Below are 19,299 nucleotides of genomic sequence, written 5' to 3'. Positions count from 1 at the left end.
GACGTTCAGAGGCCGGCCGCGGCGAGCATGGCGGAGGCGCCCCGCTCGGCGGTGTCGGCCCCTTGGCGCATGAAAGCGAACAGCTCCCGGCCGGTTCCGGCCTCGGGAACCGGCTGAACGGCCTCCTCGCGGGCGGCCAACTCGGCGTCGTCGACGAGGACCTCCAGGAGGCCCTCGGCGGCGCTGAGGCGGACGATGTCGCCGTCGCGGATCCGCCCGATGGCCCCACCGCCGAGCGCTTCCGGGCTCAAATGGATGGCCGCCGGCACCTTGCCGGAGGCGCCGGACATGCGCCCGTCCGTCACAAGGGCGACCTTATGGCCGCGATCCTGGAGCACGCCGAGCGGTGGCGTCAGCTTGTGCAGCTCGGGCATGCCGTTCGCACGGGGGCCCTGGAATCGGACCACAACGACCACGTCGCGCTCCAATTCGCCGGCCTTGAACGCCTTAAGCACGTCGTCCTGGTCCGAGAACACCCGGGCCGGGGCCTCGATAGTCCGGCGGCTCTCTTCAACGGCGCTGGTCTTGAACGTCGCCCGGCCGAGGTTGCCGGTCACCAGCCGCATGCCGCCATCCGCCTGGAACGGGTTGCCCGGCCGGCGGATCATGGTGTCGTCCAGGCTCTCCGGCACGGCATCCTGGAAGGCGAGTTCGTCGCCGTCGAGCTTCGGGTCGCGGGCGTGGTCGCGCAGGGACTGGCCGGCCACCGTCAGGATGTCGTCGTGCAGCAGCCCGGCATCGAGCAGGGCCGCCATGACGAAGCTCATGCCGCCGGCGGCGTGGAAGTGGTTCACGTCGCCCGCGCCGTTCGGGTAGACCCGGGCGATCAGCGGCACGGCGTTGGACAGCCGGTCGATATCCTCCCAGTCGATTACGATGCCGGCGGCGCGCGCGATGGCCGGCAGGTGGATCGCGTGGTTGGTCGAGCCGCCGGTGGCGAGCAGGCCGACCGCGGCGTTCACGATCGCCTTCTCGTCCACGCACAGGCCGAGCGGCCGGTAATCGTTGCCGGCGGCGCCGATCTCGGTGAGCCGATGGATCGCCGCCCGGGTCACCGCCTGGCGCAGCTTCGTGCCCGGATTGATGAACGAGGCGCCCGGCATGTGCAGGCCCATCATGTCCATCATCATCTGGTTCGAGTTGGCGGTGCCGTAGAACGTGCAGGTGCCGGCGCCGTGATAGGAGGCGGATTCGGATTCGAGCAGCTCCGCCCGGCCGACCTTGCCCTCGGCGTAGAGCTGGCGGATCCGCTGCTTCTCCTTGTTGGCGAGCCCAGAGGGCATCGGCCCCGCCGGGATCAGGATCGTCGGCAGGTGGCCGAAACGCAGCGCCCCGATCAGCAGGCCGGGCACGATCTTGTCGCAGATGCCCAGCAGCGCGGCGCCGTCGAACATGCCGTGGCTCAGCCCCACCGCGGTGGAGAGCGCGATCGTGTCGCGCGAGAACAGCGACAGCTCCATCCCTCGCTGCCCCTGGGTGACCCCGTCGCACATCGCCGGTGTGCCGCCCGCGACCTGCGCGGTGGCGCCGCGCTCCCGGGCGAACACCTTGATCTGATCGGGATAGCGCCCGTAGGGCTGATGCGCCGACAGCATGTCGTTGTAGGCGGTGACGATGCCGATGTTCATCACCGTCCGGCCGTCGCGAAGCGCCGGCTTGTCCTCGCCGGAGGCGGCGAAGCCGTGGGCGAGGTTGCCGCAGGCGAGCGTCGGCCGGTGCACGCCCGAATCGCGCTCCCGGGCGATCAGATCGAGATAGGTCCGCCGGGACTCGCGGGAGCGCGCCACGACGCGCTCGGTGACCGCCGCGACCTCGGGATGAAGCTCGGTCATGCTCGTTCCTCCGTCAGGGTGCCGGCGGATCGCAGGGCCGGCACTGATCCCGGCCGCGACCGCGTCGCACCGGGCTATCTAGGCGGTGCCCGGGACGATGTAACCCGGTTGCGGCGCAGGGCGGCCGAGCGCGGCTGCCGACGATGGCCGTCCCAATCACACCCTCATCCAGAGGCGCGAGCGCAGCGAGCCTCGAAGGATGTCTCCAGGGAGCGCGTCTGACTGGAGGGCTTCTTCGAGGGCGACGCTATGCGCCGCGACCTCCCGATGAGGTCGCGGGTGGGAAGCTTGGGAATGACGGGTGTTCAATACTCCCAGAAGATGCGCTGCAGCTCCTTGGTGTCCTGCGTCTTGGTCAGTGCCACGGCGGCCAGGATCTTGGCCTTGGCCGGGTTGAGGTCGTGGGCGACCACCCAGTCGTATGTGTCGTCGGGCTGCTCGGCGTTGCGCAGGACCAGGCCGTCCGGCACCCGCGAGGAACGGATCACGATCGTGCCCTTGGAGCGGATGTCCTTCAGCTTGTCCACGAGGTAGCCCGCCACCGAGCCGTTGCCGGTCCCGGCGTTGACGATCGCCTTAGCGCCGGCCTGGACCTCCGCGTCGTAGACGCCCGGGATCATGTTGCCCGAGCCGTACACGATACCCACCAGCGGCAGGCTGTCGATCTGGTCGATGTCGAATTCCGAACTCTTGTTGTGGCGCTTCGACAGGGAGCGGAAGAAGTAGGTCTTGCCCTCGATGACCATGCCGAGCGGCCCCCACTGGCTGTAGAAGGCGCTGGGGACGACGTTGGTCCGCTTATTCACGTCGCGGCCGGACTGGATCGTGTCGTTCATCGTGACGGTGACGCCCTGGCCGATCGCCTCCTTGCTGGCCGCGACCGTGACTGCATCGAGGAGATTGAGGGCGCCGTCGGCCGAGATCGCCGTGCCCGGCCGCATCGAGCCGACGACGACGATCGGCTTGTCGCTCTTCACTACGAGGTCGAGGAAGAACGACGTCTCCTCGAGAGTGTCGGTGCCGTGGGTCACGACCACGCCATCGACGTCGTCCTGCTTCAGCAGGGCGGAGACCCACTTGGCGAGCTGGACGAGCTGCGCGTCGGTAAAGCTTTCCGACGCAATCTGGAAGACCTGCTCGCCGCGCACGTTGGCGATGGTGTTCACCTGCGGCACCGCGGCAATCAGCTTGTCCACCGGCACCTTGGCGGCCGTGTACGTGGCGCTGTTGGCCGCGTCCGCCCCGGCGCCCGCGATCGTGCCACCGGTGGCCAGGATGACCACGTTCGGCTTCTTGACGGCCGCAGCGGTGCTGGAGTCGGTCATCTCGCGGGCGCCGGACGGGGTGGCCCCGATCGTGCCGGCCAACAACAGAGCCAGGGTCGCTCCGCGCAGGGAACAGGCCGCGCCGCTTCGGCAGGAGATCATCGGGGATCCTTGACGTCTGAAGAAGAATCGCGAGTCGGGCTCGCGTCCGGGATCGTAGACCCCGCTCGCCGGGAGGCAAGTTTCATGCAGCGACGACGCTGGCCGATGGATCTATTTCGTAAGCTTGGGCGTTCCACTGCGACGCTGTTCGTTCGGAGGTAGACCCCAATGCTGCATCTCGCCGGACTGCTCGACGAACTCGAGCGGAGCGAGCCCGCGCGGGCCGCGATGGCGATCCTCGAATCGGCGCTGGCCCGGCGGTCGGTCGAGGAGCAGACAGCGTTCTGGCGGGCCGTCGATCTCTATTACGTCTCGCGCAAAGCACCGCCGGATCCCGTGGGGGGCGCCTTGGGGGTCGACCTGGGGACCGCGCCGCAGATGGCTATCGCCCTCTGAATTGACGCCGCGCGCTGCCCGGTTGGGCTCGATCGCCTCAAGGCGTCGCCAAGCGGTTCACGTCGCCAGCGCGCGGAACTGCCGACCTTCGGTCGAGCAGGCGGTTGAGATAGCGCCGCGCCGGCTGCTCGATCAGGAACAGACTCACGAGCCCCATGGCGATCGCGGGCAGGACCAGGGCCTTGCTGGCCGTCCCGCCGAGCCGATCGTGGAGCACGTAGAAGGGCTGCTGCCACAGGTAGATCGCGTACGACCACGCGCCGAACAGCAGCAGCGGTTTCGCACTCAGGCCCCGGCGCAGGAGGGCCGGTGCGCTCGGCAACGAGGCCACCGCCAAGGCCAGGAGCGCGGAGCCCAGACTGTACTTGATCGGATCGGGCACGGCCGCGACGTTCAGGGCGAGGCCGGCCAGCGCCAGGAATGCCGGCCGCCACGACGTCCGCGGCGCGCTCCGGCCGACCGTCAGGTAGGCGGCAGCCCCGAACAGTATCGACGCCACCCGAACATCGCTGCGCCAGTAGACCGCTGTGTAATCGCCGCCCAGCGCAGTCGAGACCGCGCCGTTGAGGCTGGCGAGGGCTGCCAGGGCGGCGAGAACCGGGGCCACGGGAAACGCGTGCCGGCGGCTGAGGAGCGCGATCATCCCGAGCAGGATGTAGCCGTGCTCCTCGATGCAGAGCGACCAGATGTGGTCGACATTCGGCACCTCCGGAAACCACAAGTGGTAATAGTTGTAGGTCAGCGTCAGGGCTGCGACGCAGCCGTAGAACTGCTGGTCGTGGCCCGTGGCGAGGACGAGCCCGGTCATCGCCAGCACGAAGCAGATCAGCGCCGGATAGATCCGGGCGGCCCGGCGGAGGAAGAACGTCTTCAACGGCGTGCCGCGTTCGAACAGGATCTCGGCCATCAGGCGGCCGCTGAGCACGAAGAAGAACTCCACCCCGAAACGGCCGAGATTGATGCCGCGGGTCGTGCCGAAGTGGCCGACGAGCACGAGCAGGATCGCGCAGCCGCGCCACCCGTCGAGGAAAGGCCAATGACGCGGGGGCATGGTGCGCCTCTCGAACCTCAGGTTCGACAGTCTGGCGGCGCGCTGCCTTGGCTTTGCGAGATGACCTTAGGGGGTAGGTTCTTGAGGCGCGTGCCACCGGCGGTTCGAAAGGCGTAGGGTCATTGCGAGGCCCGATCCTGGACCGGTGCCGGTCCCGACCCACGCGGGTGGGGCCGGGCTTCCGCTGGGCGACCTCGCAAGACGTTGAACGGTCATCGGTTCCGCGTTCGGCGTCGCGGCCCGGGAGGCCGTAGCGGCGGCCCGGGCCCCTGCGGAAGTCGAGCTTTCCGGCGCTCGGGTCAATCCGCGGCCGTTGCTCCGCGCGCGATCAAAACACCGAGATTAGCACGATGCCGGCTGCCATCAGCAAGCCGCCGATCAGCCGACCGATCCCGGCGCGGACGCGCTTCATGCCGAGCCAACCGAAATGGTCGATGGCGATGGAGGTGAACAGGTTGGCGGTGATCAGCAGACCGTTGAAGGCGCCGGCTCCGACCTTGTCAACGAACAGCAGGCCGGCGAACACCGCCACCGCCCCGGCGATGCCGCCCAGCGCGCCCCACCACGGCACCCGGGCTACGTCCGCCCGGGTCGGCAGCGGGGTCGGGCGGAGCAGGAACACGAACAGGAAGACCAACGCGACCGGGATGAACGACACGGTGGCGGCGAGCCAGGGATTCACCAGGGCGCCGCGCAGCTGCGCGTTGAGCACCACGCCGACGGCCTGGAGCGAGCCCGCGACCAGGATGAACGGGTAGAGCAACCGTGCCATCAGGCCGCCCTTGCCCGACTCGGCCTGCTCGTCGTCCGATTTCGGGCCGGTGCCGCGGGCGATGAACACGATGCCGACCACCATCAGCAGCCCGCCGAGCCACGGCATCGCCTTGAAGCCCCCGGCCTTCAGGCCGAACAGGCCGAGGCTGTCGAGCGCCAGGGAGGTCAGGATGTTGGCCGTGATGGTCAGGCCGTTGAACGGGCCGGCCCCGACCTTGTCGACGAAGGCGAGCCCGCCGAACACCGCCACCGCGCCGGCCACCCCGCCGAGCGGCGCGTACCAGGGCATCATGCCGAGGGTCTGCAGCGTCGGCAGCGGCGTCGGCATGGTGAAGAACAGGATCGTGAACACGATCACGATCGGCATGAACGAGTAGGTCGCCGCGAGCCACGGGTTAACGAGCGCGTCGCGCAGGCGCGCGTTCATGGAATTGCCGAGCGCCTGCAAGGCGCCGGCGACCAGGATGAAGGGATAGAGCAGGGCGGCGTTCAAGATCGGGGTCTCCGGTCGTGGGAGGGCGAGGCGGTTTGGTGCGGCGTCGTCCTCGGAACCGGAGACCGGTCTCTCAGACGAGCAGCAGGGCGGCGAGGGCCAGCACGAGGGCGGGCGGCATCACCAGCAGGCCGAGCTTCAGGAACTGCCAAGCCGACACGTCCTCGCCCTCGCGGCGGATCGCGGTGAGCCAGAGGATCGTGGCGAGCGAGCCGGTGACCGACAGGTTCGGCCCGAGATCGACGCCGATCAGGATCGCGCCCGCGACCTTGTGAGAAACCTCGGCGGCCTGGACCGCAGCCCCGGCGAGCAGCCCGGCCGGCAAATTGTTCACGAGGTTGGTGCCGAAGGCGACGAGGGCGCCGCCCGCCCAGGCGGTGGCGGTGGGATCGCCCTGGGCGTAGCTCTTCAGGGTGTCGGCCAGCAGGGTCAGCACACCGGTCTTCTCCAGCGCCTCCACCAGCACGAACAGGCCCGCCACCAACGGCAGGACCGCCCAGGACACGTCCTTCACCACCTCGACCAGACCGCCGCGGTTGAGCGCCACCACCAGCAGGGTCGTGGCGAGGCCGGCCACAAAGGTCGGCAGGCCGAGTTCGATGCCGGCGGCCGAGGCGCCGATCAGCGCGCCCGCGGTGGCGATAATGCCCAGGCCCGCGACCTTGCCGCCGAGGCCGAGCTGTACGGCCTCGACATCGGTCTTGATGGTCTGGCCCTTGAGCCGGCTGTTCTGGGTCAGCCGCAGCACCGCGTAGGTGGCGACGATCGCCAGCGCCGAGGGCAGTGCGAACGTGGCGAGCCACTGGCCGAGAGGCGGCATGTCGGTGGCGAACACCACCAGGTTGGCCGGGTTCGAGATCGGCAGCACAAAGCTCGCCGCGTTGGCGATGAAGGCGCAGATGAACAGGTAGGGCAGGGGCTCCGCGTCGGCGGCCTTGGCGGCGGCGTAGACCGCGGGCGTCAGCACCACCGCGCAGGCATCGTTGGACAGGAACACCGTCACCACGGTGCCGACGAGGTAGATCAACAGGAACAGCCGGGTCGGCGAGCCCTTGGCGGCCCGCACGGCGAGGCCGGCGAGCCAATCGAACAGCCCCTCCTTCCGGGCGATCTCGGCCAGCAGCATCATGCCGACCAGGAACAGGTAGACGTCGGTGCCCTTCAAGACGCCGTCGAGGGCGACATGCCAGGGCAGGAGGCCGAGCACGACCAGAAGGGCGGCGCCGAGCACCGCCCAGATCGCCTCCGGCCACGAGAACGGGCGCACGATCACGCCCAGGGTGGCGAGCGCGGCGATGCCCCAGGTCGCCAAATTCGGTGTCAGGCTTAATCCAGCGAACACGTCTAACGATCTCCCCCCGGAGGCGTGGCGAGGCTCACCACTTGGTCACGATCACCACTTGCGGCCGTAGCGGTTGGGTCCGAGCTGGTCGCCGCGGATACCCTTCCCGACCCAGCTCTGGATCCGGCCAGCGTCGCTACCCGGATTTTCCGGCATCGGCGGCGCGGCCGCATGGTCCGAAAAAGCGATTACCGGCTCGATCACGTCGGTGTCGACGTAGTCCGGGCCGTGCCCGGGCCAGCATTCATGCACCGCCTCGACCTGGATGCTGCGTCCGCCTCCGTCCCAGGACAGCGCCGCCGCATAGCAGCGCGCCCCCTCCGCCCGGTGCATCAGGATCCACGGGCCTGTATCGACCCGGCAATGGACGTAGCGCGGCGGTGCGTCCGAGAGCACGACGGCCCGGACGGCGATCCGCCCGTCGGCGTCGAGCGCCATGCCGCACGTCACATCCGTCGTCGGTAGCGTGGCGACGCGGCGGTCGGCCGGGCTTGTGATCAGCACGAACGGCGCGGTCCGGTCGAGGGCGCGGAACCGCCAGCTCGTCACCGGCCCATCGATCGCCGCGACCGCGTAACCGACCGAGCCGTCCTCGTTCTGCCCGACCGAGCGGGCGGCGGCGTAGAGGGTCCGGCCATCGGGTGCGAGCTCATTGTAGTGGGTGTGGCCCATCTCCACGAGGCGGACCCGGGTCGCCCAGACCAGACCTCCGATATCGAGACGGTCATCGGGCTCGCGCAGGTCGTCCGGATAGGCATGCATGAACACGGCACACGGTATTTTCTTGTCGGCCGCGTCGGTGAGCTGATCGCTCAGCCACTGGGTCTGGCAACCGCCGAGCCGAAAATCGAGGCCGATGCCTTTCCGGCTGAAACCGGGGCTGATCATGTCGACGAACAGGCAGCGCACGCCCTGGATATCGGCGCTGGCGCAGTAATGCGGGATCAGCAGGACCGGCCAGGTCTCGGGACAGCCGGACGGCGGCTGTTCCAGCTCCCAGGTGATCGGTTCCGGCAACCGGGCCCCCAGGCTCGCCGCGAAGGCGTGGAACGCGTCCATCCGCCCGTGCTGGCGGTCGTGGTCGCCCGGGATCAATCGCAGCGGCAGGTGCGGATGCCGGTCGAGCGCGTCCTTCAGGATGCGGTATTCCGCGGCATAGCCGTTCTCGGCCAAATCGCCTGGCAGGTAGACGAAGTCGAACAGGTCCTGGGGGGCGATCGTCGCGATCTGATCGAGGATCGCGGCGAGGTCGCGGGCATTCTGCGCATCGGGATCCTGCAGGTGCAGGTCGCCGACATGCAGGAAGACGAGCGGCTCGCGCGCAGGCGAGGACTGGTGGTCGGGGGCGGACATCGGAGGTTCCCGTCGGCGGTTCAGACGGCCGCCGGTACGGCCGGCGGAAGGCCGGAGCCGCTATCCGGTGTGCCGCTCGCGGCTTCCCCGCCCCGTGTCTCGGGCATCAGCGTCAGGTAGAGGACGAAGCCGAGCCCGGCGATCGCGGCCAGCGCCAGGAAGGCGGTGGAATAGCCGGCCGACACGATGATCAGTCCGGCCAGCGTCGCGCTCACCGAGGCGCCGACCCCCTGGGCCGTGGCCACCGCCCCCTGGGCTGCGTTGAACCGCCCGGCGCCCCGGGTCAGGTCGGCGACGACGATCGGGAACAGGGCGCCGTAGATGCCGGCCCCGACCCCGTCGAGGAGTTGGACGCCGACCAGCCAGAACGGGTTGTCCGAGAACGTGTAGAGCACGCCGCGCAACGCCAGCACGCCGAAGGCCGCCAGGAAGATCGGTTTGCGGCCGATGATGTCGGCCCGGGCGCCGACGAACACCGCCACCGGCACCATCACGCATTGCGCGGCGACGATGCACACGGCGATCAGCGACGTCGCGTGGTCCTTGCCGGAGAGATGGGTCAGCGGCTGCCCGACCGAGGTCAGCATCGCGGCGTTGGACAGGTGGAAGATCGCGCAGAGGACGGCGAACAGCATCAGCGGCTTGTTCTGCAGCAGCGTCTTCAGGCCGGAGGGCTGTTCGTCCGCCTTGGCCTCCCCCTCGGTCATGCCGCGGGCGAGGTCGTCGTCGATGGCATCGGCCGGGACCAGCAGCATGGCACCGATCGAGAGCGCGGCCAGCACGCCCATCAGCCAGAACACCACGATCGGACCGAAGAAGTAGGCCAAGCCGCCGGCGATGGCCGCGGAGGCGGCGTTACCGGCATGGTTGAAGCCTTCGTTGCGGCCGATCCGCTTGGCGAACATCTTCGGGCCGACGACGCCAAGCGTGATCGCGGCCAGCGCCGGCGGGAAGATGGTGCCGGCCACGTGAGCGATCGATTGCGTGGCGGTCACGAGGTAGAAGTTCGAGATGAACGGCAGGATCAGGCAGCTCGCCGTGACCGCGATGGCACCGCCGATCACGATCGCCCGCTTGTGGTTGGTGGCATCGATCAGCGCGCCGGCCGGCGTCTGCGCCACGAGGCCCAGGATGCCCGCGATGGTCATCACCAGCCCGGTGGTCGCCTCGTTCCAGCCCTGGTCCGGCCCTCGGACTGCGATCAGGTAGATCGCCAAATAGGGCCCGAGCCCGTCGCGCACGTCGGCAAGGAAGAAGTTGAGGGCGTCGAGGCCGCGCAGGGCCTTGGTGGAGGGAGTCCGGACGGTCGCGCCGCGCGCCGCCGCTCCGGTATCGGTCCTGTCCATCCTGATCCTGGCCCCCGCCCGAATACCGCCGCGGCCGGACCCTGTCTGGGACGGCAGGTGACGAGCTTGACGCCCGCTTAATCCATCTGTTCCCTGTAATTGTTCGAGAAGACCCGTCGCGGAACGATTCTCAGGCCTGTGAGTGGTTTACCCACCCTTGGCCTCGCCGGATGCGTCGGGATTCGCGACATCAACCGTCGCTTCTGCCGACAGGTCTGTTCCCGGAGCGGCGAGCCCGTAGCGCTCGATCTTGGCGTAGAGGAGCTGGCGCTGGATTCCGAGGCGGCGAGCGGCCCGGGCCCGGTTTCCGTCCGCTTCGCGAAGCGCCACGGCGATCATGGTCCGCTCCAGGCGGGCGACGGCGCCGGGCAGGTCGCCCGCGAGCCAGTCCGCCGGCCATCCCCCCGGGGCGCCCCCATCCCCGGAAAGCGGTGCGGCACGCGCCGTCGGGAGATCGATCGCGTCGGCCGCGATCACCCCGCAGCGCACCAGCACCGCGGCACGCTCGACGATATTGCGCAATTCGCGGACATTGCCCGGCCAGCCATAGGCCAGCAGCCGGGACGCGGCGCCCGCGCTCAGCCGCTTGCCCGAGGGACCGACAAAATGCTCGGCCAGCGGCACGATGTCGGCCAGGCGCTCGCGCAGGGGCGGCAGCAGGATCGGCACGACGTTGAGGCGGTAGTAGAGGTCGGCCCGGAACCGGCCCTGGTCCACCAGCACCGGCAGGTCGCGGTGGGTCGCGGCGATCAGGCGGACATCGACGCGCTCCGACCGGCCGCCGAGCGGCGTGACCATGCGGTCCTGGATCACCCGCAGGATCTTGGCCTGCATCGGCGGGGGCATGTCGCCGATCTCGTCGAGGAACAGCGTGCCGCCTTCAGCCTGATGGAAGGCGCCGGCCCGGTCGGCGACCGCGCCCGTGAAGGCGCCGCGGACATGGCCGAACAGCTCGCTCTCCAGCAGGTCGGGTGGGATCGCGGCACAGTTGACCGGCACGAACGGCCGTCCCCGGCGGGCGGAATAGGCGTGGAGCGCGCGTGCCACCTCCTCCTTGCCGGTCCCGGTCTCGCCCTGGATCAGCACCGTGGAGTCGGTGTCGGCGACGAGACCGATCGTCTTCTGGACCCGGCGCATGCCGACACTCGAGCCGATCAGGCCACCCTCGGGATTGCCGTCGTCCGGATCCGACCTGACGCTCGACAGCATCGCATCGAGGGCGGCGGCGAGCTCGGAGCGCCCGACCGGCTTGGTCAGGTGGTCGTGGGCGCCGAGGCGCATCGCCTCGATCGTATTGGCCGGGCTCGCGAAGGCGGTGAGCACCGTCACGGGCGGCCTGGCCTTCAGGGCGCAGATCCGCGCCAGGGTCGCCATGCCGTCGAGGTCGCCCGGCATCCGCAGGTCGAGCAGCACTGCCGAAACCGGCTCCGTCTTCATAAGCGCCAGGGCCTCCGCCCCGGAGGCGGCCGGCAGGGGCCGGTGGCCGAGATCGGCCACGGTCTCGGCCAGCCCCTCGCGCAAGGCGGAATCGTCGTCGACGATCAGGATGGTCGCCATGGCAGGTCCAGCACGAAGGTGGTCTCGGGCGCGCCATCGATCAGCCTGACGGCGCCGCGATGCGCTAGAGCGATCTCACGCACGATTGCGAGACCGAGGCCGGTCCCTTCCGGCCGTCCGGTCACGAACGGCTCGAACAGCCCGGGGCGGATCGCGGGATCGATGCCGGGGCCGGTGTCGCTCACCCGCAGGTGCAGGCGCACCGCGCCCTCGACCGCCACGCGTTCGGCAGTGAGGCGGACCCGGCCCCCCGGGGGCGTGTGCTGGAGCGCGTTGAGCAGCAGGTTGTCGAGGGCGCGGGCGATCTGGACCCCGTCGATCTGCGGCCGGTCCGCTCCGCGCAACGCGTCCCCCTCGATCGCGATCCTCACGGCCCCGGCGCTCGCCAGATCCTCGTGCAGGCGCGCGCAATCGGACAGCAGCGCCGCGATGTCGGTGGGGCTGCGGGTGAGCGTGCGGGCCTGGGTGAGGTTCAGGAGGTCGCGCAGCAGGTGATCGACCCGGGCGATCTGGCCGAGCACGCTCTCCAGGGCCACGGTGGCCCGCTCCGGGGTGCCGCTGGCCAGGGCGTTCTCGGCCTTGAGCCGCATCGCCGCGATCGGATTGCGGATCTCGTGGGCGATGCTGGCCGCGAGGCGCCCGACGGCCGCCAGGCGTTCCGCGGCCACGACCCGCGCCCGCGCCTCGCGGAGGCGCCCGCCCGCGGCGTTGAGGGCATCGACCAGCCGGTCGAGCTCGCGCTCGCCGGTCCGTTGCAACCGCGGCAGGTCCTCTCCGTCCGGCGGGGGCGCGGCCAGGGCAGCCTCCAACCGGGCGATCCGGCCCGAGAACCCGTACAGGAACCATCCGAGGAAGGCGGCCGAGCCCAGCACGGTCACGGCCAGGAAGCCGAGGCCCGCCAGGAAGCGTGTGTAGGCGGGCCCGTCGTTGACGTGAGCGCGGCCCATCGTCCAGGCGGTCAGCCCGGGTTCGGGTCCGTGCAGCGGGCAACCCTGAACCAGTAGAACCTGCGTGCGGCTCGGCCGGCGGAACGCCACGGCGTGGTCCACCCGCAGGGCCTGGGCGTTCACCCCCGCGATGCTGTCGCGCTCGGCCTCGGGGAGGTCGGTCTTCGGCCCGGTGCCCTCGTAGGTCGGGTACGCGTAGGCGACCGGGCCGTCCGCGGCACTCCAGACACCGCCCTCGATGCCCGGGAAGAGTTCGAGCGCCGCCCCGACGGTGCCGCCGAGCTCGCTTCGCGGGATGGTACCCTTGGTGCGGCGGGTGAGAGCGGCGTAGCGGTCGATGATCTCCCGGCAGGCCCGCCCGACCGCGACCTCCGCCTGCGCGACCTGGACGGCCGTGGATTGGCTGTAGAAGCCGAACATCAGGTAGGCGGTGGCCGCCGCCGAGGCCAGCAGCAGGATCCACAGGGCGAGCAGCCGGGCGCGCAGGCTATAGGCCGTCACGGCGCAGGGTCCTCCGGGGCGACCGTCGCCCCCGCTCAGCCGATATCCGGGTGGGCACGCTGTGGAAACGGTGGCACATACCGGTGTGATCGGAATCGGCCGCTGGACCTCGCGGCAATAGCGCGCTTTTGTCGAAGCGTTCCGCAAATCCGCTGCCGGAGACGGATGGTGTCACAGTCCCGCGTCGATCGGTCCGCGCTCGACGAACTCGAAGGTGTCATCGGCACCGAGAAGCTCGCGCGCCTGCTCGATCGCTTCGCCACCAGCCTCGCCACGGCGTTCGACGGCGCGGACCAGGGCGAGGCCGACTACGCCCGGGAAGCCCATACCCTGGTCTCGATGTCGGGGATGCTCGGCTGCTCGGACTTGTCCCAGGCTTGCCGCACCTTCGAACAGGCCGCGAAGCTCGGCGGCGGCGACCTCGCGGGGCAACTCGCACATCTCCGAAGCCTGCGCGACGAGACCATCGCGGCCCTGCGCGATCTGCGCGAAGCAACCCCCGCGGACCGCTGACCGTCAGCCGGCCGTCACGGCGGCCAGCGGCGCCTCGAAGGTCAGCACCGCGCCGGTCGGCGGGTAGCTCAACCGCGCCGTCCCCCCGAAGCTGTGGGCCAGGCTGCGGGCGATCAGCCGCGTCCCGAACCCTGTCCGGGTCGGCGGTTCGACCAGCGGGCCGCCGACCTCCTCCCAGCGGAACCGCAGGGTGGCGCCGTCACCCGAGCCTGCGATGTCCCAGGCGATCAGCACCTGCCCGGTGGGCACCGAGAGCGCGCCGTACTTGGCGGCGTTGGTGCCGAGTTCGTGCAACATCAGCGCCAGCACCATGCCGTGGCGCGGGCCCAGGGTGAGGTCGTCGCCCTCGACCCGGAACCGGCCGGCGACGCCGTCGCCGTGCAGGGACACCGCCCCCTCGACCAGGCCGACCAGGGAGGCCGCCGCGAAGGAGCCTTGCAGCAACACGTCGTGGGCCTGGGCCAACGCCAGCAGCCGCGCGGCCAGAGCTTCCCCGGCCGCCTCCAGCGAGCCGGCGTTGCGCAGGGTCTGCGCCGCCACCGCCTGGACCATGGCCAGGGTGTTCTTCATTCGATGGGACAGTTCCTGCATCAGCAGGGTCTGGCGCGCCTCGGTGAGCTTCAGCTCTGTGATGTCCCGGGACGCGGCCAGGATCCGCTCGGGATGGCCGCGCTGGCCGCCCACGGGCGTGACCGCGATGTCCCACCACGTCACGGAACGGCTGGCCTCCAGCTTGGCCTGGAAGCGGCTCGCGCCGCCGAGGCGCGCCTTGTCCAGGGCCACTGCCACGGCCTCGCGGTCTTCCTCGCGGGTCCAGATATCGATCCAGGGACGACCGATCGTGTCCGCTGGGGTCCGGACACACAGGCAGGCCGGGCCGTTCTCGCCCGCGGTGATCACGCGCCCGTCGCGGTCGAGCACCTCGAGGACATCCGCGGCGGCCTGGAGCATCCCGGGGGCGGTCAGCTCACCGGCCCAAGACGGCGCCGACCACGCGGCGGCATCCTCCAGGGCGTGGTGGTGCAGCGATTGGCCCCCGGAGGCGTGGCGCGGCTCACGGCCGAGGCGACCGGCCTCGACGCGGCTCGCGGCCTCGATGATGCGGCCGAGGCGCCGGCTGCGCTGCCGTTCCGAATCCGCCTGGCCGGTGGCCTGCATCAGCAGGGCCCTCAGGCGGATGTTCTCCGCTTCGAGCGCGACCAGGCGTCGATCCGACCCGTCCGCGCGCGCCAGCATGAGGCCCGCATCCATCGCTCGCCCCCCATCTCAGCGTCCACCCCCGCGGCGCGCGCGCCATGGGGGACCCACCGAAGACGAGGTGCGGCGACGCGATGTCGAGGCCCGGAGGCGCCGGCGGATCGAACCGCTTCTGGTGGCGCACCCCGCTCGCAACCTCGCGAATCGAAGGGTTCTCGACGCTAGCACGAGATTCCGGATAATCAAACGAACTGTGTATTCGGTTCGGTACGACAACTAGTTTCGCCGCCCACTAAGGCGGCGAAACCGATCACTTGTTCCGCATCAGCAGAACCAGCCAGCCGATGCCGAGGATGAAGATGACAAGGCCGATCGAGACGAAGACCGGCGTGCCGAGGTCGATCAGCCGGGGCGCCAACTGGGTGGCGAAGGCCGCCACCACCAACGCGACCGCGACCCGGGCGGCGGCCCGCTCGATGCCACGGGTGACCTTGTCCAGGCCCTTGATCTCGATCTCGACGGTGACGCGGCCCTGCTTCAGACGCACCAGCATCAGGTGGATCAGGGTCGGCAGCTCCGAGGCCGCGCCATAAAGGCCGACACCCAGGGCCTCGGCCTTCTGCTTAAGGGCGCCCAGCGAGAACTGCGTCTGCATGCTCGCCTTGACGGTCGGTCCGGCCGCCGCGAACAGGTCGAAATCCGGATCGAGGTGGCGCATCACGCCGTCGGCGGTGACCAGCCCCTTGAACAGGATCGCCAGGTCGGTGGGCATGGCGAGGTCGTTCTCGCGGGCCATGTTCATGAAGTCGGTGAGCACCAGCCCGAGGTTCAGCGGGATCGAGGAGTGGCTCTCGACGAAGGACGTGGCCGAGACCTGAAGCTTCGTGAGGTCCGGATTGCTGGTGCCGGTCCAGTCGAGCAGCACGGCCATCAGGCCGTCCGCGTCCTGCTTGAGCATCGCGCCGATCAGCACCAGCAGCTGCGAGCGCCGCCGCTGCGACAGCCGGCCGATGATGCCGAAATCGATGAAGCCGATCTTGTTGCCCGGCATCGCCAGCATGTTGCCGGGGTGCGGATCGGCGTGGAACACGCCCTCGATCAGCGCCATCTGCAGGAAGGCGTCGGTGCCCTTCTGGGCGAGCAGCTTCTTGTCGAGCCCCGCCGCGCGGAGCGCCGCATCGTCGTTGGGCGGGATGCCGTGGATGAAGTCCTGGACCAGCACCCGCTCGGAGCAATACTCCCAGTGGATCTTTGGGAAGACGATGTCGTCGCGGTCCTCGAAGATCTGCGCCAGCAGCTCGCAATTGCGCGCCTCGTTGAGCAGGTCGAGCTCGCCGTTCAGGCCGTCGGCGAGGTGGCGCATCTGCTCCCGCGGCTGGTAGCGGGCCATGTCCGGCCACTCGTTCTCGACGATCCGGGCGCCGTGGGCCATCAGGCGCAGGTCCGCCTCGATGATCTTGCGCAGGTTCGGACGCAGCACCTTGACGATCACGTCCTCGCCCGTGTGCAGGCGCGCCCGGTAGACCTGCGCGATCGACGCGGAGGCGATCGGGTTGGTGTCGAACTCGGCGAACACCTCGTTGGGCGGGGCGCCGATATCCTGCTCGAGCTGCGGGCCGATCTGCTCCCAAGACACCGGCACGACCTGGCTGTGGAGCTTCTGCAGCTCCTCGGTCCAGGTCGGCGACAGCAGGTCCGGGCGGCTCGCCAGCACCTGCCCGAACTTGATGAAGGTCGGGCCGAGCGCCTCGATCGCCCGGCGCAGGCGCTCGGGCTCGGACAGCCGGGTGACGTCGACCCGCGGCCGGCGGCGCGGCAGCAGCGGCAGGTAGCGCAGGCCGAGGCGGTCCACGACGCGCGTGACGCCGAAGCCGATCAGGATCGACGCGATCTCCGACAGCCTCTGACGGTCGCGGGCGGCAACGAAGGCTGTCTTCAGCATGAAGGGGGCGATCCGGTCGGACACGATTGGGCGTCCGGACAGCACGAGCATAAGGACTTTTTTGCGGTCGCGATGCCCGGGCGCCTCCTGAAGGCGACAATAGAGCCGCCTCTGGAAACATCCCACGGGCGTCAGCCCCGGGTAACGTCAAACGGCCGGTGATCGACCGCACGTCCGTTGGAGCGGACCCCGAGGGCCGACTTTAGATAAGGGCGCGCTCCCAATCCTGCCGGCCATGAAGCACGTGAACGATCCGGATTGCTGCGCCGTCCTCGATATCGGCGATCATTCGCGCCGCGTGGGGACGAAGCCGCATGGGCGGCTTCAACGCACGCCACTCCCGGGCCATACGGGGATCGGCGGCCAGCATCCGGAACGTGTCGAACAGGCCGTTCCGATCGCGCTCGGCTTGGGTCAAGCCGAGACGCAGTGCGTCGGTCGCGCCCGCCGTCAGGTCCGGGGCGCCGCGGCCGGGATGGGCGCGACACCGGGCGACCGGCGGGCGTCGCCGAAGCGGGCGTTGACTACCAGCAGCGTCACCACCACGGCGGAGAGGGCGAGCGCGGCCAGGAAGTACAGGCCGGCCTCGAAGCTGCCGGTGGTCTCGCGGATCCATCCGACCATCGACGGTGCGACGAAGCCGCCCAGATTGCCGATGCAGTTGATCAGCGCGATTCCGCCGGCCGCCGCGCTACCGCTCAGGAACACCGACGGGAGCGCCCAGAACGGCGCCTTGGCCCCGTAAAGCCCGGCGGCGGCGAGCGCCATGAACGCCACCGCCCAGAGCGAGCCGGTGGCGAAGCCGGCGAGCGCCAGTCCAGTCGCGGTAAGTCCGAGGGCTGTGGCGAGCGTCACCCGGCGGTCGTCGTACCGGTCCGAGATCCAGCCGACGGTGAGGCCGCCGACGACGCCGAAGATATAGGGAACGGCGGTCATCAGGCCGGTCTGCATGTCGGACAGGCCGGTGCTCTTGAGGATTTGCGGCAGGAAGAACGCCAGCCCGAGATTGGCGCCGGTGTTGGCGAAGTAGATGAAGGACAGCGCAATCAGCCGCGGATCCGAGAGGGCCGTGCGCAGGCTGGTCCCGTGGGTGCCGGCGACACTGCTCTGCTCGGAATCGATCAGGGTCTGCAGGGCCGTGCGGTCGGCCGGCGCGAGCCAATGCGCGTCCTTGGGCCGGTCCGGGATCAGGGCCAGGAACACGAAGCCGAACAGGGTGGTGGGAATGCCCTCCAACAGGAACAACCATTGCCAACCCTTGAGGCCCAGGGTGCCGTCGAGCTGCATGATCGTGGTGGAGAGCGGCGCGCCGATCGCGAGCGAGACGGGGATTCCCACCGCGAAGGCACCGAAGATGCGGGCGCGATACGCCTTCGGGAACCAGTAGGTGAGGTAGAGGATCACCCCCGGGTAGAACCCGGCCTCGGCCGCGCCGAGCAGGAAGCGCAGGACCAGGAAGCTGGTCGAGCCCTGAACGAACATCATCGCGGCCGAGAGCAGGCCCCAGGTGATCATGATCCGGGCGATCCAGCGCCGGGCGCCGACCTTCTCGAGGATCAGGTTGCTCGGCACCTCGAAGATGAAATAGCCGATGAAGAAGATCCCGGCACCCAACCCGAACACCGCCGGCCCGATGCCGAGATCGGCGTTCATCCGCAGGGCCGCGAAGCCGACGTTGATCCGGTCGATATAGGCCATGACGTAGCCGATGAAGAGGAGCGGCATCAGCCTGAAGAAAACCTGCCGGACGATCCGGTCCTGTTCGCTGGCGATCATGGTTTCCTCGTTTTTGTGCTATTTTGTATTTGCACCGTCATCGCGAGGGTTGGCGAAGCGACCCGGTGCAGCGCGCGATCTTCGAGCGATGCTCGTCCCCAGTCTGCTTGACTGCGCCCGCGATGACGCTGGGCTCGTTTCGAGCCTTCTCAGAATGCCGGCTCGAGGCCGCTGGCGCGGTAGGCGTCGGCGGCCTCCGGCGTGGTCAGCCCGGCCAGGAAGCGCAGGGCGCCGGCGCGGTCGGTGGCGCCGCGCAGGAGCGCTGCCGAGAAGGTCGTGACTTCCTGAACAGGCTCCGGGAACGGCCCGACCACCTCGATGCCCGGCACGACCATCAGTTCGCTGATCTGCTGGACCGCGATGTCGGCCTCGCCCGAAACGAGCTTTTCCGCCGTGAAACCCTGGGGGATGATCGTCGCCCGGGCGTTCACCGCCTCGGCGAGTCCGAGCCGCGGCAGCAGGCCAGCGAAGTAGATGCCGCTGGCACCGGTGCGCGAATAGGCGACGGAGCGCGCCTCCAGCAGTGTCCGCTTCAGCGCGTCGACACCGCCGATATCCGGATGCGCCGCCCCGGCCTTCACGGCGATGCCGTAGCGGGAGCGCACGGCATCGACCCGGGTGTCGGGCTCGACCTGTCCTGCGGCGATCAGCAGGTCCATCGCGTCGGACAGCACGAACACCGCGTCGGCGGTCTCGCCCGCCTCCAGCGCCTTAATGATCACCGCTGTCGGCGCCCAGTCGATCGCCGCCCGGCCGCCCGCCGCCTCGAAGGCGGGGACGACATGAGCGTCGAAGGCGCCTCGCACCACCAGGGCGCATTTCAGCCGGGTCGTTTCCTGGTCGTCCGCCATG

At 69.7% G+C, this 19,299-nt stretch carries 16 protein-coding genes; 2 read left to right on the top strand and 14 right to left on the bottom strand.

Annotated features, from left to right (window positions below; all coding sequences use genetic code 11):
- Positions 1-5 precede the first annotated feature (5 nt).
- Positions 6-1,832: a phosphogluconate dehydratase gene (edd, locus tag FVA80_RS16260; protein WP_147908752.1), complete on the bottom strand. Its 1,827-nt coding sequence runs from the start codon at positions 1,830-1,832 to the stop codon at positions 6-8.
- Between the two features lie 305 nt (positions 1,833-2,137).
- Positions 2,138-3,259, bottom strand: a complete 1,122-nt coding sequence (locus tag FVA80_RS16255; RefSeq protein ID WP_147908751.1) for an asparaginase — start codon at positions 3,257-3,259, stop codon at positions 2,138-2,140.
- Positions 3,260-3,427: 168 nt separating this feature from the next.
- Between FVA80_RS16255 and FVA80_RS16250 the strand changes: the two genes are divergently transcribed.
- The gene (locus FVA80_RS16250; RefSeq protein ID WP_147908750.1) at positions 3,428-3,655 is read left to right on the top strand and encodes a hypothetical protein; all 228 of its coding nucleotides are present in this window, start codon (positions 3,428-3,430) and stop codon (positions 3,653-3,655) included.
- 37 nt (positions 3,656-3,692) lie between these two features.
- Here FVA80_RS16250 and FVA80_RS16245 read toward each other — a convergent pair whose 3' ends face one another.
- The 7 genes from FVA80_RS16245 to FVA80_RS16215 form a co-directional block, all read right to left on the bottom strand.
- Positions 3,693-4,706, bottom strand: a complete 1,014-nt coding sequence (locus FVA80_RS16245) for an acyltransferase (RefSeq protein WP_147908749.1) — start codon at positions 4,704-4,706, stop codon at positions 3,693-3,695.
- Positions 4,707-5,034: 328 nt separating this feature from the next.
- Positions 5,035-5,973 carry a DMT family transporter gene (locus FVA80_RS16240; RefSeq protein WP_147908748.1) on the bottom strand — a complete coding sequence of 313 codons (939 nt, stop codon included), beginning with the start codon at positions 5,971-5,973 and terminating at the stop codon, positions 5,035-5,037.
- 73 nt (positions 5,974-6,046) lie between these two features.
- Positions 6,047-7,315: an arsenic transporter gene (locus tag FVA80_RS16235; RefSeq protein WP_147908747.1), complete on the bottom strand. Its 1,269-nt coding sequence runs from the start codon at positions 7,313-7,315 to the stop codon at positions 6,047-6,049.
- A 51-nt stretch (positions 7,316-7,366) separates the two neighbouring features.
- Complete coding sequence (locus FVA80_RS16230) at positions 7,367-8,668, bottom strand: metallophosphoesterase (RefSeq protein ID WP_147908746.1); 1,302 nt, start codon at positions 8,666-8,668, stop codon at positions 7,367-7,369.
- Positions 8,669-8,688: 20 nt separating this feature from the next.
- Positions 8,689-10,014, bottom strand: coding sequence for an MFS transporter (locus FVA80_RS16225; protein ID WP_147908745.1), 1,326 nt, complete (start codon positions 10,012-10,014; stop codon positions 8,689-8,691).
- A gap of 147 nt (positions 10,015-10,161) precedes the next feature.
- Positions 10,162-11,571 (bottom strand): sigma-54 dependent transcriptional regulator, encoded by a 1,410-nt coding sequence (locus tag FVA80_RS16220; protein WP_147908744.1) that lies wholly within the window; start codon positions 11,569-11,571, stop codon positions 10,162-10,164.
- On the bottom strand, positions 11,556-13,019 hold the full coding sequence (locus tag FVA80_RS16215; RefSeq protein WP_147908743.1) for a HAMP domain-containing sensor histidine kinase: 1,464 nt from the start codon (positions 13,017-13,019) through the stop codon (positions 11,556-11,558). The genes FVA80_RS16220 and FVA80_RS16215 overlap by 16 nt, the downstream gene beginning before the upstream one ends.
- 165 nt (positions 13,020-13,184) lie before the next feature.
- Between FVA80_RS16215 and FVA80_RS16210 the strand changes: the two genes are divergently transcribed.
- A complete protein-coding gene (locus FVA80_RS16210; protein WP_246691979.1) occupies positions 13,185-13,532 on the top strand; it encodes an Hpt domain-containing protein in 348 nt (115 codons plus the stop codon).
- 3 nt (positions 13,533-13,535) lie between these two features.
- Here the strand turns inward: FVA80_RS16210 and FVA80_RS16205 are convergent, their stop codons facing one another.
- The 5 genes from FVA80_RS16205 to FVA80_RS16185 all read right to left on the bottom strand — a co-directional run bounded on the left by FVA80_RS16205 (position 13,536) and on the right by FVA80_RS16185 (position 19,298).
- Positions 13,536-14,768: a PAS domain-containing sensor histidine kinase gene (locus FVA80_RS16205; RefSeq protein WP_246691978.1), complete on the bottom strand. Its 1,233-nt coding sequence runs from the start codon at positions 14,766-14,768 to the stop codon at positions 13,536-13,538.
- A 271-nt stretch (positions 14,769-15,039) separates the two neighbouring features.
- Positions 15,040-16,671 (bottom strand): AarF/UbiB family protein, encoded by a 1,632-nt coding sequence (locus FVA80_RS16200; protein WP_147908740.1) that lies wholly within the window; start codon positions 16,669-16,671, stop codon positions 15,040-15,042.
- Between the two features lie 202 nt (positions 16,672-16,873).
- Complete coding sequence (locus FVA80_RS30585) at positions 16,874-17,089, bottom strand: type II toxin-antitoxin system RelE/ParE family toxin (RefSeq protein WP_187193380.1); 216 nt, start codon at positions 17,087-17,089, stop codon at positions 16,874-16,876.
- A 32-nt stretch (positions 17,090-17,121) separates the two neighbouring features.
- Complete coding sequence (locus FVA80_RS16190; RefSeq protein WP_147908738.1) at positions 17,122-18,447, bottom strand: MFS transporter; 1,326 nt, start codon at positions 18,445-18,447, stop codon at positions 17,122-17,124.
- Between the two features lie 149 nt (positions 18,448-18,596).
- Entirely contained in the window at positions 18,597-19,298 is a 702-nt protein-coding gene (locus FVA80_RS16185) for a substrate-binding domain-containing protein (protein WP_147908737.1), read from the bottom strand.
- Position 19,299: the final 1 nt, after the last annotated feature.

Source organism: Methylobacterium sp. WL1 (assembly GCF_008000895.1).
Classification (GTDB): domain Bacteria; phylum Pseudomonadota; class Alphaproteobacteria; order Rhizobiales; family Beijerinckiaceae; genus Methylobacterium.
The sequence above is the reverse complement of the archived record's forward strand: the minus strand, read 5'-3'. Positions and strand labels throughout refer to the sequence as shown.

Coding starts and splice junctions, on each gene's coding strand:
- FVA80_RS16245 (WP_147908749.1), bottom strand. CDS start 4,706: ATGCCCCCGCGTCATTGGCCTTTCCTCGACGGGTGGCGCGGCTGCGCG.
- FVA80_RS16230 (WP_147908746.1), bottom strand. CDS start 8,668: ATGTCCGCCCCCGACCACCAGTCCTCGCCTGCGCGCGAGCCGCTCGTC.
- FVA80_RS16220 (WP_147908744.1), bottom strand. CDS start 11,571: ATGGCGACCATCCTGATCGTCGACGACGATTCCGCCTTGCGCGAGGGG.
- FVA80_RS16210 (WP_246691979.1), top strand. CDS start 13,185: ATGGTGTCACAGTCCCGCGTCGATCGGTCCGCGCTCGACGAACTCGAA.
- FVA80_RS16225 (WP_147908745.1), bottom strand. CDS start 10,014: ATGGACAGGACCGATACCGGAGCGGCGGCGCGCGGCGCGACCGTCCGG.
- FVA80_RS16200 (WP_147908740.1), bottom strand. CDS start 16,671: ATGCTGAAGACAGCCTTCGTTGCCGCCCGCGACCGTCAGAGGCTGTCG.
- FVA80_RS16255 (WP_147908751.1), bottom strand. CDS start 3,259: ATGATCTCCTGCCGAAGCGGCGCGGCCTGTTCCCTGCGCGGAGCGACC.
- edd (WP_147908752.1), bottom strand. CDS start 1,832: ATGACCGAGCTTCATCCCGAGGTCGCGGCGGTCACCGAGCGCGTCGTG.
- FVA80_RS16250 (WP_147908750.1), top strand. CDS start 3,428: ATGCTGCATCTCGCCGGACTGCTCGACGAACTCGAGCGGAGCGAGCCC.
- FVA80_RS16205 (WP_246691978.1), bottom strand. CDS start 14,768: ATGCTGGCGCGCGCGGACGGGTCGGATCGACGCCTGGTCGCGCTCGAA.
- FVA80_RS16185 (WP_147908737.1), bottom strand. CDS start 19,298: ATGGCGGACGACCAGGAAACGACCCGGCTGAAATGCGCCCTGGTGGTG.
- FVA80_RS16190 (WP_147908738.1), bottom strand. CDS start 18,447: ATGATCGCCAGCGAACAGGACCGGATCGTCCGGCAGGTTTTCTTCAGG.